Genomic DNA, 16,571 nt, shown 5'->3' with positions numbered 1-16,571 from the left:
TGCGGGGCAAGCCTTTCTTATCAAACTTCAATTGACGTTACGTAGGGTGCGTGTGACAATCCGTCGCATCGTAACGCTAAGGAAGAGGAGCCGGCGCGTTACAGGAAATGGTTCGTCCATGACGCAGGAGGGATATTATGAGTTATACTGATGCTGCTCCATCTTTTGGGCAGGCGCCGGAAGCGAAGGGACATGGGACCGATCCGGTCAAGGTCGATCCGGATCGCATTACAATTGCTGTCATTCTTGCGAGAATGACGGAGTTTTTCGACTTTTTCATCTACGCCATCGCCTCCGCGCTCGTTTTTCCGCATGTCTTCTTTTCCTTCGTCGATCCGCTGACGGCGACGCTTTATTCCTTCGCGGTCTTCTCGCTGGCCTTCATCGCTAGGCCGATCGGTTCATTGATCTTCCTCCAGATCGACCGAAAGTTCGGCCGTGCCGTCAAGCTGATGGCGGCCCTGTTCACTCTTTGCGGTTCCACGATGGCGATCAGCTTTCTTCCGTCCTATGCGGAAGCCGGCATGCTTGCCCCCTGTCTTCTGGCGGTATTCCGTATCGGTCAGGGACTTGGTCTCGGCGGTGCCTGGGATGGTCTTGTCTCGCTCCTCGCCATGAACGCACCGCCGAAGCAGCGCGGCTGGTACGCCATGATGCCGCAAATTGGTGCGGCGATGGGCTTTGGTCTTGCCAGCGCATTCTTCATCGTGTTCGTGACGCAGCTCTCCAGCGCGGAATTCTTGGCCTGGGGCTGGCGTTTCCCGTTCTTCGTTGCACTGGCGCTCAATGTTCTCGCGCTCTTTGCCCGCCTGCGCATGATTGTCACGCCGGAATTCCAGTCCATGCTTGCACAGCATGAGCTGGAGCCGCGCGCCGTGTTCAAGATGCTGCGCTCGCAGTTTCCGGTCGTGCTGACGGGCGCTTTCGTGCCGTTGGCAAGCTTCGCGCTCTTCCATCTTGTCACGGTCTTCCCGCTGAGCTGGGTTTCCCTCAATACCACCCAGCGGGTTTCGGACTTTCTGTTCGTGCAATTCGTCAGCGCCATCATCGCCGGCGGCATGATCGTCGTGTCTGGTATTCTCGCCGACAAAATCGGCCGGCGGAAGCTGCTGGCTTTCGCCGCAGTGCTGATCGGTCTTTTCAGCCTCGTGGCGCCGCTTCTGCTGAGTTCGGGCGATATAGGGCGCTATCTTTTCGTCTTGGTCGGCTTTGCATTGCTTGGTCTGTCCTTCGGCCAGGCGGGCGGTGCGCTCGCCTCCCGCTTCAGCCGCGAATACCGTTATACCGGCGCTTCGCTCACCTCGGATATTTCGTGGCTGATCGGCGCTGGTTTTGCACCGCTCGTGGCGCTCGGATTTTCGTCCAAATTCGGACTGTTTGCGGTCGGCATTTACCTGATGTCGGGTGCAGTCTGTACACTGGTCGCACTGTGGTTCAGCCGAACGCTGGACATGCCCTCGGAGTGAGCAGGGCAATATAAACATCTCTGCAGCCATCGCGCCGCGGAATCCTGTCGGATTTCGCGGCGTTTTTGTTTTTTTATTGCGTGGGACCGATTTTAATCTTGACTCGGCCAATCATGAAATATTATGTAAGCAATACTGACGTAATTCAATGTGTCTCACTGCCGGAATTGCCGGCCATCAGGGAACGCAATGCGAACGATGACGATCATTATTTGCGAGAAAGCGGCCAATGCCGCCACGCCGTTTGGCGGCCGCAAAACGACCGTTCGCGCCATTAAACGCCGATAAGCAGAAAAGAAGAGGAGCAGCCAGGTCGCCTGCGGCTCCGCCCGCAGAGTGCCGGCTGACGCGCCGGGTTTCGGGAAAAGGGCGATGCCGCGCGGAATGCGCAACGAGAGGAGAGAACCTTGAGCGTGACGGAGCAAAAATTCGGCCTTTACGATGCGGCTTTTGAGAAAAGCAGCTGTGGCGTCGGTTTCATCACCCGCAAGGACGGCGTGCAGACGCATGATGTGCTGAAGCGCGGTCACGAGGCGCTCTGTGCCGTGCCGCATCGCGGCGGCATGTCGGCGGAGGGCGTGGGTGATGGTGCTGGCGTGTCGCTCGATCTTTCACTCTCATTTTTCCGGAAGCTGACGGACAACGATTCCTTGCAAGCCGGCCGGTTCGGCGTCGGCAATTTTTTCCTGCCGCAGAACCCTGCTTTTCATGACCAGGCGATCGGCATCATCGGCAGTGCTCTGGAGGAACAGGGCTTCTCGATCCTGCTCGTCCGCAATGTACCGGTGAATGACGCGGCCATCCGCGCGGCCGCCATTTCCTACCAATTGCCGATCCGGCAATGGGTCTTTTCGGCCCCAGCGGAATGCGCAACCCTTGCCGAGTTCGACTGGCGTATTCACAAGGCGCTGCTCGCTATCGAGGCGCTTGCCTATACTGCGCCGGAACTTGCCGGTTTTTATCCGCTGTCGCTCAGCGCACGCACGCAGGTTCTGAAAGGGCGTTTGAACTCGCATGAGGTCATGCCCTATTTCTGCGACCTGACCGATCCGCGCCATGAAGTGCATACGATGTATTTCCACACGCGGTTTTCCACCAATACGGATCCGCACCCCTCCATGGCGCAGCCCTTTCGGCTGATGGCGCATAATGGCGAACTCAACACTGACAAGAAGAACCGGCTGTCGGAAGCGGCCGTGGCGCTGGCGAAAAATGCAAGCATCATCCGGCCGAAGGGCCAGTCTGATAGCTGCCGTCTGGACCAGACATTGCAGGCGCGGGTGATGGAAGACGGTCTCGACCTCGTCACCGCCGTCGTCTCGATGATGCCGCCCGCCTGGGAAAACGACGACACGCTCTCGCCCGGCGTCAAGGCGATGCTGGAATATTTCTCGCTCTACGAGGAGAAGAATGACGGCCCGGCTGCGCTGATTTTCGGCGACGGCACCGTCATCGGCGCACGGCTTGATCGCCTCGGCCTGCGCCCGCTGCGGACCGTCGAGACAGACGATTATCTCTGCGTCATGTCGGAGGCGGGGCAGATCGCCTTTCCGGCCGAAAGCGTCATTCGTCGCGGCCGCATCGAGGCCGGCGGCATGCTTTATTACGACCACGCCGAACGGCGCGCCTTTTCCACCGTCGAGGCGCTGGAGCTTCTGGCGGCGCGGCGGGACTACCCGTCGCTATTGTCTGAAGCGCGCGTCATGCTTGCGGATTTGCCGGAGGTGCCCGCCGAAAAGCAGGGATCGCCGCTTCGATACAATGGCGATCTGGAACGGCATCAGCGTTATGTCGCCTATTCGCACAATCAGGAAAGCTTCAAGTTCCTGATGGATCCGATGCTGGCGTCGGGTGCTGAAAAAATCTCGGCCATGGGTTATGGCAATGCCATCAACGCGCTCTCCGATCAGGAAGGCGGGGTCGCCAAATATTTCTCGCAACGCTTTGCGCAGGTCACCAACCCCCCGCTCGACAGCATTCGTGAAGCCGATGGCATGACGCTGCGCGTGGCGCTTGGCGCAAAGCCGAATAGCGGTGCGAAAGCGGCCCGGCAGATTGTCGTGCGCTCCCCGATCCTGACCCATCTCGACATGCTGCGCATTCGCGAGCAGTCGGAGACGCCAGTTCGTCGTTTCGAGATGCTTTATACGCCGATCTTTGATGCTGCGAGTGCCAACGAAGCGGCCTTGCGTCAGGCGATAGATGGCCTCTGCGGTGAGGTTGTGGCTTTCGCGGCCGGGGAGGGCGGTATTGCCGTCGTCACTGACCGGCACGTTTCGGCAGGTCGTGCGGCGTTGCCTATGATCATGGTCGTCTCCGCCATCAACCAGCGGCTGATCGAGGAGGGGCTTCGGCTACGCGTGTCCCTGATCGTTGAAAGTGGGCAATTTTCCTCCTCGCATCACATCGCAGCGGGCCTTGGTTTCGGGGCTTCGGCTGTCTACCCACTCGGCGTGCAGTTCCGTGCCGAGGAGAAATTTGGTGCCGATGCTGACAAGGCCTTCAAGCGTTTTGCCAAGGCGGCTGAAAAGTCGCTGATGAAGACCATGGGCAAGGTCGGGCTGTGCACGGCGGAAAGCTATATTGGCGGCGAGTTCTTCGAACCGAACTTCCTCGACACCAACGATCCTGTGCTGAAGCGTTATTTCCCCAATGTTAAGACCCCGGTCGGTGGCGTTACCTTCGCTGTCATCGCGCAGGCGGTGTCGGATTGGCATCGCAAGGCGCTGTCGGTAAAGGGTGAAAACGACATTCCGCTGCTCGGTCTCTTCAAGGAGCGCGCCGAAGGTGCTGGCCATTCCTATGGCACGACGGCGGTTCGCGGTTTCGTCGATATGACGGAGGAAAAGATCGGTTTCGACAAGGGAACCGACAACGAAGAGGCGCTGCGTCTCCTGCCGCTCAACCGGCTGGAGGATGCTTTCGGCCTCAGCGATGCGGCCTATTATCACAACAGCTTCGACCGGCTGACGCCCGAAGCAATCGACGCTTTCGAGGTAACGCCGGGTTACCGCGCCTTCGCACGCATGATGGCCGAAGAAAGGGCCCGCCGTCCGGCAGCCCTGCGTGATGTTCTGGAATTGCCGGCTGATGTGACCTTTGCCGGTTCGGCCGAAGAATTCCGCCGCGAGATGGGGCGCTTTTCCAGACGTGGCAACAACAGCTTCATGGTGCGCGGATTGCTCTGCGAAAGTGGCGGGGAAGGCGCGTTCCGGCTGCAATTGACCGGCCCGCACGGTCATGAGCTTGCCCGGCTTGCCGCACTCGGACAGTCGCTGCTCGATCGTTTCGGTGAGGATATTGCCGGCCATTGGCTGGAGGGCGGCGCGCTTCTGGTTCGGGCGAAGGGTGAAGCATTCACCTATCTGTCGCTGATCCGCACCGCACCTGACAGCATTGCGCTCGACGCTGTGCAAAAGGCGAGTGAGATCACCAAGACCCTCGCTTCGGGTGCGATGAGCCATGGCGCGCTGGTCGCAGCCGCCCATGAGGCGGTGGCGCATGGCACCAATATGGTTGGCGGCATGTCGAATTCTGGGGAGGGCGGCGAGCATATTTCCCGTTACGGCACCATCCGCGCCTCGCGCATCAAGCAGTTCGCCTCTGGCCGTTTTGGTGTCTGGGCGGGTTATCTTGCCGACCCGATGCTGGAGGAAATAGAGATCAAGATCGGCCAGGGTGCAAAGCCCGGCGAGGGCGGGCAATTGCCGTCTCCCAAGGTAACGGTGGAAATAGCCGCGGCCCGTGGCGGCACCCCAGGCGTCGAGCTGGTTTCGCCGCCGCCGCACCATGATACCTATTCGATCGAGGATCTGGCCCAGCTTATCCACGACGCCAAGGCGGCGCGCGTGCGCGTCATCGTCAAGCTCGTTTCGTCGGAAGGCATCGGCACGATTGCAGTCGGTGTTGCGAAAGCGGGTGCGGATGTCATCAACGTTGCCGGCAATACCGGTGGCACGGGTGCGGCCGCTGTCACCAGCCTCAAATATACCGGCCGCGCGGCGGAAATCGGCATCGCCGAGGTGCATCAGGCGCTTTGCGCCACGGGCCTTCGTGCCAAGGTGCTGCTGCGCTGCTCCGGCGCGCACCAGACGGCGAGCGACGTGGTGAAATCGGCCCTTCTCGGCGGCGACAGCTTCGAATTCGGCACCACGGCGCTGATGATGTTGAAATGCGTCATGGCGAAGAACTGCAACATCAAGTGCCCCGCCGGTCTCACCACCAATCAGGAAGCCTTCAACGGCGATCCGCGCGCGCTGGCGCAATATCTCATGAACATCGCCCATGAAACCCGCGAGATATTGGCCGCACTGGGGCTGCGCTCGCTGCGCGAAGCTCGGGGCCGTTCCGATCTTCTTCACCTCCTCGATCATCCGGCTAGCGTCGGCCAGCTTGACCTGCGGGCGATGCTTACGGTGGTGGAGGAAGTGAAGATCGACAGCCCGGTCTATATGGAAAAGGACTTCGCGCTGGACGATGCCTTCATTGAACTCGTGCGCTCGGCTCTGATCGACAGCAGACGGGAAAACATCGAGCTTGGCGGCAACCGCTTCCTCAACAATTGCAACAAGAGTGTTGGCGGCCAGCTCGCCGTCGATATCGAGCGCATGCTGAACCACGAACTTTCCGACGAAGAGGCGGATGCGCTTCCGGCTGTGAAGCGGGATAGCCGTGGCCGCCGTTTTCTGGAGGCGGGTTCGGTGCGCATCGAAACATCAGGTTCAGCAGGGCAGTCCTTCGGCGCTTTCTGCAATGACGGCATGGTCATGGTCCATACCGGTACCTGCAATGATGGCGTCGGCAAAAGCGCCTGCGGCGGCACCATTGTAGTGCGCTCCCCCGGTGGCGGTTCGCAAGATGCTGATGGCAATGTGCTCGTCGGCAATTTTGCATTGTTCGGCGCCACCGGCGGTCGCACTTTCGTGGAAGGGCAGGCGGGCGACCGTTTCGCGGTGCGCAATTCGGGTGCGACAGCCGTTGTCGAAGGTGTGGGCGACTTCGCCTGCGAATATATGACCAATGGCGCTGTGCTTAACCTCGGCAGTTTCGGCAAGGGTTTCGGCAACGGCATGAGCGGCGGCTTCGTCTATCAATATGACCCTTACGGCGATCTGCTGAAGAAGGTGAGCCATGATTCCATCATGCTCGGCTCCATCACCGGCGAGGACGAACAGGCATCTATCCACAATCAGGCCGTTCACCAGCTTTTGACCTGGCATGTCGACGAAACAGGGTCGGCCAAGGCCGCATGGATTCTGGAAAACTGGGAAAGCGAACAGCACAATTTCGTTTACGGCATGCCGCGCGCCCTGTTGCTTTATCAGGACAGCGACGAAATTCTGAAAGCCAAGCCCCGCAAGGAGCTGCTGGAGGAACTGGCATCCGCGCTTGCCGCCCATCAGGTGCGGAAGTTCAAGCTGGCCTATCGCGACCGCAAGGCCGTGTTGAACGGAACCGTCCCTGGTTATGGTGAGACGGATACGGAAGACATGTATGCGCTCATCAACAACTACACGGTTTTGAGTATGGCGCAGGCCATTGCTCTCCAACGGTTGCCGATGGCATCCGGTCCTTCCGATCCCGCCATCGAAAAAGCCGTGCGCAATCTCGTCCTCACGGAGGACTATGCGCTGATGCAGCGGCTGCTGAAATATGCGCGCGAGGCGCTTTCCGATCATGATGACGAGCAGCTTGCGGTGATGATCGCCGCCAAGCGGCTTGACGATTACAAGCAGGCGCTTGCGCGCCGCAACATCTGGTCGGTGGATAGTCCCGGCACCTATGGCTGGATCATTCAGCAGAACCGCAAAAACATCGAGAAGATCGGTCGTCTGCCGGGCTTTGAGGAGCTTTTCGCGGCGCGTGCCATTCCCGACCTTGCCACCGCATCCAGCCAGAACAGGGCAGCATGATGAAGATACCTTACATTCCTCAAGATGCCCCTTTCAATGGCGACCAGCGCGCTTGGCTATCCGGCTTCCTGGCCGGGCTTCATTCCCGCGCAGCAATGGGTATGGACACATCGGTTGCCGCTGCCGCTCCCAAGGCGGCGGCCAGCGTGCTGAACATTCTCTTTGGCACCCAGACCGGCAATGCCGAGGCGCTGGCGATGGATATAGCCGACGCCGCCCGTGCCCAGGGCATGCAGCCTGTGGTGACAGCCTTGGACGATGTTTCCATGGATAGTCTGGGCGTCATGAAGCGCGTCATTGTCGTCACCTCCACCTACGGCGAAGGTGAAATGCCTGACAATGCCCAGCTTTTCTGGGAGGCACTTTCCACGGAGGCCGCACCCCGGCTGGATGAGATGAACTTTGCCGTGCTTGCGCTTGGCGACACCGGTTACGATGGCTTCTGCCAGGCGGGCAAGCTCATCGATACCCGCTTCGAGCAGCTTGGCGGCAAACGCATGAAGACGCGTATCGATTGCGATATCGATTTCGAAGATGTCGCCGCCAACTGGATCGGCGAGACCCTGCCACTCGCGCTCGCCATCGATGGTGGCAATAAGGTGGCGGTTGTGCCGGCGATCGCCGAGGCGCCCGCGCGGGCAAAACAGGGCTGGAGCCGCAAGAACCCCTATGCTGCGCAGGTGAGCGTCAATCGCCTTCTTTCCGGGCATGCTTCGTCCAAGGAAATTCGCCACTACGAATTTGATCTTGGCGAAAGTGGTCTCGATTATGAGGCGGGGGATGCTCTGGGCGTCGTTCCCCTAAACGACCCGAAACTAGTGGGCGCGCTGCTCGAACGCTTCGGAGTGAGCGCGGATGGCGAAGTCGCCGGACTCGACCGTCCGGTCGGCGATGCGCTTCTCAATATGTTCGAGATATCGACACCGTCGCGTGAACTGGTCGCGGAGATCGGCAAGCGCGCAGGGCACGATGAACTCAGCCACATCCTTGCGAATGGAGACAGGGAACAGCTTGCCGCCTTTCTCTGGAGCAAGGATATTCTCGACCTGCTTAGTCTCGGTGAAAAACCCGTATTCGAGCTTGCTGAATTCGTGACTTTCCTGAAGCCGTTACAGCATCGCGCCTATTCTATCTCTTCCAGCCCTCTGGCCGCGCACAACAGCGTGCATCTGACAGTCGCCAGCGTGCGTTATCGCGCCGAAGGTCGCGAGCGTGGCGGCGTGTGCTCCACCTATCTCGCGGACCGGGTAGAAGCGGGGCAGAGTGCCGGGATTTTCGTCTCTCCGAACAAGGCGTTTCGCGTGCCTCAGGATAATGACGCACCTGTTATCATGGTGGGACCCGGCACGGGCATTGCGCCATTCCGGGCTTTTTTGCAGGAACGGCAGGCGCGGGGCGCAAAGGGCCGGAACTGGCTGTTTTTCGGCGATCAACACCGGCAGTCGGATTTCATCTACGAAGACGAACTTGGAAAGATGAGTCGCGATGGCGTGCTGACCCGTCTCGATCTCGCTTTCTCGAGGGATCAGGCCGAAAAGATCTATGTTCAGACCCGTATGCGCCAAAACGGCAAGGCACTCTATCAATGGCTCGAAGAGGGCGGCCATTTCTATGTTTGCGGCGACGCGACCCGCATGGCGAAGGATGTTGACGATGCCCTGTACCGGATCGTTATTGACGAGGCGGGCATCTCTGCGGAAGCGGCAAGCGACTATGTAAACCGGCTGAAGCGCGAAAAACGGTATCTGCGCGATGTTTATTAGAGCAAAGCGCTGAGGCGCATCAGCAATTGGAGCAGGTTATCTCAGCGTCGCGCTGCTTGAAGAAATAATCGCGTGCGATCGTGATCGATCGTACGCCGGACGAAGAAATATCTGGCATGAACATCAACAATTCATGCGGCACGGAAAGCTCGACGTGGATGAGGAAACTGTCCGCTACAAGCAAACGTGTGGGAACGGAGACTGGTGATCCCACCACATAGGGCCGCGCGTTTTTCTCGTTCCAGGACCAGGCGATAGTCGCCTGTTTCTGCTTGTCGATCTTGATGCCGCTGATCTTCAGCTGCAGACCCTTGGTGCTGTAAGGCGCAAAGACGGCAGCCGTTACGTCCTGCATGCTTGTCAGATAAGCCTTGTCGACGGAATTTGTTTTGGAGATCAGGTCGTTGATCGTTGCGGAGGCGCTGCTTGCCCGCTTGTAGGTATTATAGCCGATTGTGAGTTCGAAGGACGTCAGATAAAGCGCAAGCAATATCGGGAAGACGATTGCAAATTCTACCGCACCCACGCCACGGCGATCCCTTGCGAAGCGTGCAACGAGCGCGATGAAACGAAGTCGGCCGTTCGTGATGGTGGAAACAAGACCTGCCATCATGAGCCCCCGCTCGTGGTGTATTTCTCATTCATGAAAGCGTCGGTCGCGACAATGAGGAAATGCGACGGCATCGACCCGTCGGCTGGGCGTATTTTGGTAAGATATGGTCGGATGATATCTGCGACTACACGCCAGCGATAATAGACGCGCAGCATGTTGATCGTGTCCGGCCCACCCGGCTTGAAGCCGAATTGCGCCGTGTCGAGATCGTAATATTCGCCGTTAGCTTTCAAAGGTATCGTAGTTGGAATATCTTTGAAGGCGGTGAAGGAGCGAAGGTCTATGTAAAGCTTCTGTTCTTTTTTGATCTCATCAGCCGAGCAGGTGATAATCACCGAAACTTCGTTGCAGAAACTCTTGCGAAAATCCTCTTTGGAAATCGAACTGCTGATCTGCCCGGTGCGCAGACGCCTCGCCATCGTGTCGGTAGCATTGACGACCACTTGCTCCGCCATCAAGGCGATGAAAGTTTCGATGATCGCAAAGACGACGAGGAAATAGGGAAGCGCCAGGATCGCGAATTCGATGGCTGCTGTCCCGTCACGCGAGAGCCCGAATTTTTCCAGCAATGGCTTCAATTTGGCCAGTCGCATATGTCGGTGTCGATCTTTAGAATATGCGGCAAGCGCAACCGTTGAATTTGTTGCGGACCATAACCAGCCGGTGTTTAAATTCAGTTACCCCAACGAGTTATACTTTATCAGTTCGCAAAAATGGCACAGGCTATAAACGCAAAAAGCCCGGCATATCGCCGGGCTTTTACTTACTGGAAAAACGATAGCTTATTCCGCATCCGCTTTTGAGAGAACCTCAAGGGTGGGTGTGGAGGTGATGTTGTAGCCGCAATCCACGTAGTGGCACTCGCCGGTAACGCCGCGCGACATGTTGGACAGCAGATAAAGTGCCGATCCGCCGATATCGTCGATATCCGCTGTCCGCCGCAGCGGTGCGTTTTTCTGGTTCCACGCATAAATTGCGCGCGCATCGGAAATGCCGGCGCCCGCCAGTGTGCGGACCGGTCCGGCCGAGATGGCGTTGACGCGAATATCGCGCGGGCCATAGTCGGCAGCGAGATAACGCACGGACGCTTCTAGAGCTGCCTTGGCAACGCCCATGACGTTGTAGTTGGGGATGACCCGCTGCGAACCGTTATAGGTCAGCGTCAGCATGGATCCGCCATTCGTCATCAGTTCGGCGGCACGCTTGGCGATTTCTGTGAACGAGAAACAGGAGATAACCATAGTGCGGCTGAAATTCTCGCGGGTCGTATCCGCGTAAAGACCCTTCAGCTCGTTCTTGTCGGAAAAGCCGATCGCGTGCACGACGAAATCCAGCGTACCCCATTTTTCGCGGATTGCCGCAAAAAGCGCGTCAACCGAGGCGATATCCTCGACATCGCAAGGCACGATAAAGTCGGATCCGAGCTCGGCGGCGAGCGGCTTTACCCGCTTGCCGAGCGCCTCACCCTGATAGGTGAAGGCGAGCTCTGCGCCCTGCGCCGCAAGAGCCTTGGAGATACCCCAGGCGATAGAGTGATTGTTTGCGACGCCCATGATGAGGCCGCGTTTACCCTGCATGATGCCGTTCATGGCAATTATCCGTTATGACGCTGGAAGACCAGCGTGGCGTTGGTGCCGCCGAAGCCGAAGGAATTGGAAAGGATCGTGTCGATCTTGGCATTGTCGATGCGGCTGCGAACAATCGGGACGCCCGCAAATTCCGGATCGAGTTCGGAAATATGCGCGCTCTCGCCGATGAAGCGTTCCTGCATCATCAACAGGCCGTAGATCGATTCCTGAACGCCTGCTGCGCCCAGCGAGTGGCCGGTGAGGGACTTGGTCGACTGGATATGCGGGATCTTGTCGCCGAAGACTTCCCGGATCGCGCCGATTTCCTTGCTGTCGCCAACCGGCGTCGAGGTGCCGTGGGTGTTGATGTAGTCGATATCGCCCTTGACGGTGGAAAGGGCTTGACGCATGCAGCGGATCGCGCCCTCGCCGGAAGGAGCCACCATGTCGTAACCATCCGAGGTTGCGCCATAACCGACGATCTCGGCGTAAATCTTGGCGCCGCGCGCCTTTGCATGTTCCAGCTCTTCAAGAACCAGTACGCCAGCACCGCCGGCGATCACGAAACCGTCGCGGTTGACGTCATAGGCGCGGGAAGCGAGGTTTGGCGTCTCATTATATTTCGACGACATCGCGCCCATGGCGTCGAAGAGGTTGGACATGGACCAATCGAGGTCTTCATGGCCGCCAGCAAACATCACGTCCTGCTTGCCCCACTGGATCATCTCCGCGGCGTTGCCGATGCAATGCGCCGATGTGGAGCAGGCCGAAGAGATCGAATAGTTGACGCCGTGGATCTTGAACCAGGTCGCAAGTGTAGCCGATGCGGTCGAGGACATGGCCTTCGGCACGGCAAACGGGCCAATACGCTTCGGACTGTTGTTCTTCAGCGTGATATCGGCGGCTTCGACGATGGTGCGGGTGGAAGGACCGCCCGAACCCATGATGATGCCGGTGCGCTCGTTGCCGCTGATGTCGCTTTCCTCGAGACCGGAATCGGCAATCGCCTGCTTCATGGCAACGTGGTTCCATGCGCCGCCCTGCGAAAGGAAGCGCATGGCGCGACGGTCGACCAGCTCGGTCGGATCGAGAGACGGCTTGCCCCATACCTGGCACTTGAAACCGTGTTCAGCAAAATCCGGTGAAAATGAAATGCCGGATTTGGCGTCGCGCAGGGATGCGGTGACTTCGGCGGCATCACCACCGATGGAAGAAACAATGCCGAGGCCGGTGACAACAACTCGTCTCATGAAATGGACCTTTTCTTAAGATTTCGGCTGGACGACCGAAGCCGCCCGGCGTTTGCCAGGACTATTCCGTCCGCTTCAGGCGGTCTTTTCCTTCGACAGCCCCACACGAAGGTCCGTCGCTTGATAAATGGTTTCGCCGTCTGCCTTCAGCCATCCGTCTGCGGTACCCAGGACGAGACGTCCGCGCATCACGCGCTTGAAATCTATGCCGTACTGGAGGAGCTTCGTCTCCGGGCGAACCATGCCCTTGAACTTGACTTCGCCGGTGGAGAGCGCCATGCCGCGGCCTTCTTCGCCCAGCCAACCGAGGAAGAAGCCGGTCAGCTGCCACATGCCGTCAAGGCCGAGGCAACCCGGCATGATCGGGTTGCCCTGGAAATGGCAGGGGAAATACCAGTCGTCTGGGCTGACATCGTATTCAGCGCGGATGAAACCCTTGTCGAACGCGCCGCCGGTTTCGGAAATTTCGGTGATGCGGTGAACCATGAGCATGGGAGGCAACGGAAGCTGGGCATTTCCCGGACCGAACAATTCGCCGCGTCCGCAGGAAAGGATCTCCTCGTAATTGTAACTTGATTGCCTCGTTGCCATACCGCTTTCACTTCCTCAATCACTGGTGTTTATCGACTTCACTAGAGCAAGTTAGGTTCAAAATGAAGCGCTGCAAGGGCAGAGGCCATTATGCCCCCATTCTTTGTCTTCGAACCTTCTTTAGAGAAGTCATTACCTCAATATGCCGTCCGCATACAGGAACCATCCGGCAGGAACCAGAGGAAATTTGCAAGAATGGCCGGTTTGCAGCCATTTGCGACACTCGGCGACGCTGAAACTATTGAAAGCATTCACCGCAAAAGATATATGCTATTGCAATTGATGGGTTTCACACCTGTGTTTGGAATGGGATTGCATGGCATTTGACGCCACATTGGATATCGGGACGAGGCTGCGGCGCTCGGGGCTGCGCCCCACGCGCCAACGCGTTGCTTTGGGCGATCTTCTTTTTGCAAAGGGTGATCGCCACCTGACGGTCGAGGAGCTGCATGACGAGGCGGTGACCGCCGGCGTGCCCGTTTCTCTCGCGACGGTATACAACACGCTGCATCAGTTTACCGAAGCCGGCCTGATCCGCGTTCTGGCCGTCGAAGGTGCGCGCACCTATTTCGACACCAACGTGTCCGATCACCATCACTTCTTCGTGGAAGGAGAGAACGAGGTTCTCGACATTCCCGTCAACAATCTCCAGATCGACAATCTGCCAGAGGCGCCCGAAGGCATGGAAATCGCCCATGTGGATGTGGTCATTCGCCTGCGTCGCAAGCGCGGTTGAAGCTTTTACCCTATCACGGAATGTAAATGGCGCCCACGGGTGCCATTTCTGTTTTCAGCGCTCATTTCTGTGGAATGTTTCGATGGCTTATGCTTTCGGCTGAGGCAGAACTTCGCGCCGAAAGTATTAATTCTTCTTCGATTCACAACGTTCCCGTGCGATCAATTTTTTCCGTAAATTATCTTATGTAGTTGTGTTGAGTTTCAAAGTATTTTATAAGAAATTCTCTATATTAATGGCTTATTTTTTGGATTTGTATTTTATGAAAAATAACAAAAAAAATTCTACTTTAGAAAAAATAGAAAAAGACACAACAAATTACTATAAATTATTCAATGGTGGAGAGCAAATTAAAGGAATTTTTAATGGAATTAATTTAATATTGTCGCTTTTCATTAAAAAAACAAAAATAATACTGATGAATGAATATAATGCAATGCAAATATAGGGATGTAAAATACGAACTGGGTAGCGAACGCCGTAGTCATGTGCTGTCTTTTAGAGACGAGGAAAATGATGCTGAATTTATGGGTTTGGTATTCTCAGCGCTGGAGTTGTTTCCTATCTAGAACTTAAAGGGTCACCGCAAGAGTTGGCGCGACCGCCATAGGCGTAAGTTATATTACTTCAATATATCTTCAGGCCGTCTGCCGGGCTTGCCCTTATAGGGCGGAAAGGTCCATCCGAAGATCAACGCTCCGGACCGGACACCGAAAGCCGTCAATACGCCGATGCCCGACGCGACATAAAGCGGCGCGCCGAGGAAATAAGCGCCGGTGAAGATGGAGGCCCCCAAAAGCGCGCAAGTGATGTAGATTTCCGGGCGCAGCAGCACGGAGGGTTCTCCCGCGAGAACATCGCGCAATACGCCGCCGAACGTCGCTGTCAAAACGCCTGTCACGATCGCCACGGTTGCGGAGCCGCTTGCAGCCAGACCCTTGGCGGCTCCCATGACGCAATAGGCTGAGAGGCCGACGGCATCGAGCCAGATGAGCACCCGATACCGGGATTCGAACAGGTAGGCGGTGAAGAAAAGCAGAACCGCAACCGATACGCAGACCAGAATATAGGTCGGGTTCAACACCCAGAACACGGGCGCCCTGCCCAGCACGAGATCGCGCACCGTGCCGCCGCCGATCCCGGTCGCGGCGGCGAAAAACAGGAAGCCGATCAGGTCGAGCTGCTTGCGTGAGGCGGCCAATGCGCCGGTTGCGGCAAACACGGCAACGCCGGCATAATCGAGAAAACCCAGCAGTGTCATGGAAAAGGTCCCCCCGGAAATTTGGATGCGTTTGCGTCAGTGTCGCGCAAGCACGGAACTCTAGGCTGGTCGCCCGGATGATCGCAACATCCATAAACGAAACGGATGCAAAGGAAAATGCCGTGCGAATCGCTATCGTTGCCGCTCTTCAGGCGCTGGTCCTCTTGATGTTTCCGGTCGCGCTGGCGGCACAGCAGCAGCTGGTGAACGATCCTGAGATCTATGAGAAGGATCATTTCCGCAAGGAGTGCAAGACGGCTGGCTTCGGCGATGATTTCATCACCAGACTGGATATCAACAATGATGGCCTGATGGATGCCGTCGTCAATCACGGCGTGCTGGATTGCGATGGCGAAAAAGGCCGCAGCTGCGATGACGAAGGTTGCCCTTACAATTTTTACGTCCAGGTCAAAGAGGGCGGATATCTGATGATCGCGACGGCCCGGATTTACGGCTACGATTTCATCAAACGTTTCGGCAACATGGTCTTCGTACTGAAGATGCACCCGCGTTATTGCGATCGAACCGACAAGGAAGCCTGCCTGATGACGGTGCGGGTGCGCGGCACGAAATTCGTCACCATCTCACGCAAGTGACGACGCAGTCCGTCAGGGCGAGATGCGCCTGATCCGGACCCTTTGATTATAGCGGTGGCGAAGCGAACGCGGAATGACGAGTGTGGCGATGGCGACCGCAAAAACGGTTGCCGCAACCACCCACAGGGCATCGTACTGCAGCGTGGCGCCCAACACCGCCCCGCAGATTGCGCCGCTTATCATACCGAGCCAGGGCACGATCTGGATGCCCCAATCGAGGCTTCGCTCCCCCAGAAGATAGCGACCGATGCCACGGCCAAAACGGGAAAGGGCGCCGGTCACATAGGTAAGACCGATCGGCAGCCCCTCAATATGTTCGACGGCAGCGTTGACCATCCCCATGGCGAAAACGACAAGATAAAACTGCGCCAGGGCGGAAGCATCGCCGCGCAGCAATGCGGCAATCGCCACCAGCGACCCGACGGCCACGAGAACGGCAAAGATGCTCCGGTCGAATTTATGCGCGACCACGATACCGCCAGCATTGCCCGCCACGAAAGCGATGATCGCGAAGAGTAGTTTCGCCGCATGGGAATAAACGCCAGCTTCCACCGAAATGGCCGCGCGGGTGGTGTTGCCGGTCATGAAGGAAACGAAATCGCCGGAAAGATGAAGACCCACCGCATCTGTCATTCCGGCGATGAATGAAATGGCGGCGACGAGCGCAATGCCGGTGCCGGTGCGCCTTGCCCTGATGATGTTACGGCGTCTCTGTCTGGTCATGGAAAAGCTCGATATGGAAAACAGCGGGCCGATGCGCCGGGCTGTGCTATCCTATGTCTAGAATGCCGGGCGGCTTGTTTGCAATCTTTCTG

14 protein-coding genes are annotated in these 16,571 nt (G+C 57.6%); 7 read left to right on the top strand and 7 right to left on the bottom strand.

Annotation, left to right across the window (positions count from 1 at the left end; genetic code table 11):
• Positions 1-137 precede the first annotated feature (137 nt).
• The 3 genes from J5276_RS14395 to J5276_RS14385 all read left to right on the top strand — a co-directional run bounded on the left by J5276_RS14395 (position 138) and on the right by J5276_RS14385 (position 9,141).
• On the top strand, positions 138-1,466 hold the full coding sequence (locus J5276_RS14395) for an MFS transporter (RefSeq protein ID WP_209159310.1): 1,329 nt from the start codon (positions 138-140) through the stop codon (positions 1,464-1,466).
• A gap of 407 nt (positions 1,467-1,873) precedes the next feature.
• Positions 1,874-7,378, top strand: coding sequence for a glutamate synthase-related protein (locus J5276_RS14390; protein ID WP_112154833.1), 5,505 nt, complete (start codon positions 1,874-1,876; stop codon positions 7,376-7,378).
• Entirely contained in the window at positions 7,375-9,141 is a 1,767-nt protein-coding gene (locus J5276_RS14385; RefSeq protein WP_112154832.1) for a sulfite reductase subunit alpha, read from the top strand. Before J5276_RS14390 ends, J5276_RS14385 begins: the two co-directional genes overlap by 4 nt.
• Before the next feature lie 19 nt (positions 9,142-9,160).
• Here the strand turns inward: J5276_RS14385 and J5276_RS14380 are convergent, their stop codons facing one another.
• From J5276_RS14380 to fabA, 5 genes are all read right to left on the bottom strand, one after another.
• The gene (locus J5276_RS14380) at positions 9,161-9,754 is read right to left on the bottom strand and encodes a TadE/TadG family type IV pilus assembly protein (RefSeq protein ID WP_003514432.1); all 594 of its coding nucleotides are present in this window, start codon (positions 9,752-9,754) and stop codon (positions 9,161-9,163) included.
• Complete coding sequence (locus J5276_RS14375; RefSeq protein ID WP_003514434.1) at positions 9,751-10,347, bottom strand: TadE/TadG family type IV pilus assembly protein; 597 nt, start codon at positions 10,345-10,347, stop codon at positions 9,751-9,753. The genes J5276_RS14380 and J5276_RS14375 overlap by 4 nt, the downstream gene beginning before the upstream one ends.
• 189 nt (positions 10,348-10,536) lie before the next feature.
• Positions 10,537-11,343, bottom strand: coding sequence for an enoyl-ACP reductase FabI (gene fabI, locus J5276_RS14370; protein WP_003514436.1), 807 nt, complete (start codon positions 11,341-11,343; stop codon positions 10,537-10,539).
• A 5-nt stretch (positions 11,344-11,348) separates the two neighbouring features.
• A complete protein-coding gene (gene fabB / locus J5276_RS14365) occupies positions 11,349-12,572 on the bottom strand; it encodes a beta-ketoacyl-ACP synthase I (protein WP_003514438.1) in 1,224 nt (407 codons plus the stop codon).
• Positions 12,573-12,647: 75 nt separating this feature from the next.
• Positions 12,648-13,163 (bottom strand): 3-hydroxyacyl-[acyl-carrier-protein] dehydratase FabA, encoded by a 516-nt coding sequence (fabA, locus tag J5276_RS14360; protein ID WP_003514441.1) that lies wholly within the window; start codon positions 13,161-13,163, stop codon positions 12,648-12,650.
• A 195-nt stretch (positions 13,164-13,358) separates the two neighbouring features.
• Between fabA and J5276_RS30370 the strand changes: the two genes are divergently transcribed.
• From J5276_RS30370 to J5276_RS14350, 3 genes are all read left to right on the top strand, one after another.
• Entirely contained in the window at positions 13,359-13,490 is a 132-nt protein-coding gene (locus tag J5276_RS30370) for a hypothetical protein (protein ID WP_003514443.1), read from the top strand.
• Positions 13,480-13,899: an iron response transcriptional regulator IrrA gene (gene irrA, locus J5276_RS14355; RefSeq protein WP_003507276.1), complete on the top strand. Its 420-nt coding sequence runs from the start codon at positions 13,480-13,482 to the stop codon at positions 13,897-13,899. Before J5276_RS30370 ends, irrA begins: the two co-directional genes overlap by 11 nt.
• A gap of 262 nt (positions 13,900-14,161) precedes the next feature.
• Positions 14,162-14,347: a hypothetical protein gene (locus J5276_RS14350; RefSeq protein ID WP_162632891.1), complete on the top strand. Its 186-nt coding sequence runs from the start codon at positions 14,162-14,164 to the stop codon at positions 14,345-14,347.
• Positions 14,348-14,521: 174 nt separating this feature from the next.
• Here J5276_RS14350 and J5276_RS14345 read toward each other — a convergent pair whose 3' ends face one another.
• On the bottom strand, positions 14,522-15,160 hold the full coding sequence (locus tag J5276_RS14345; RefSeq protein ID WP_003514444.1) for a trimeric intracellular cation channel family protein: 639 nt from the start codon (positions 15,158-15,160) through the stop codon (positions 14,522-14,524).
• Between the two features lie 77 nt (positions 15,161-15,237).
• Here J5276_RS14345 and J5276_RS14340 point away from each other — a divergent pair, with 77 nt between their 5' ends.
• A complete protein-coding gene (locus J5276_RS14340; protein WP_019564536.1) occupies positions 15,238-15,756 on the top strand; it encodes a hypothetical protein in 519 nt (172 codons plus the stop codon).
• 12 nt (positions 15,757-15,768) lie between these two features.
• On the opposite strand, the gene J5276_RS14335 is transcribed toward J5276_RS14340, so the two are convergent.
• A complete protein-coding gene (locus tag J5276_RS14335; RefSeq protein WP_112154829.1) occupies positions 15,769-16,479 on the bottom strand; it encodes a YoaK family protein in 711 nt (236 codons plus the stop codon).
• Positions 16,480-16,571 lie beyond the last annotated feature (92 nt).

Source organism: Agrobacterium sp. S7/73, assembly GCF_019355535.1.
GTDB lineage: Bacteria > Pseudomonadota > Alphaproteobacteria > Rhizobiales > Rhizobiaceae > Agrobacterium > Agrobacterium tumefaciens.
This window is presented reverse-complemented; position numbering and strand designations above follow the sequence as displayed.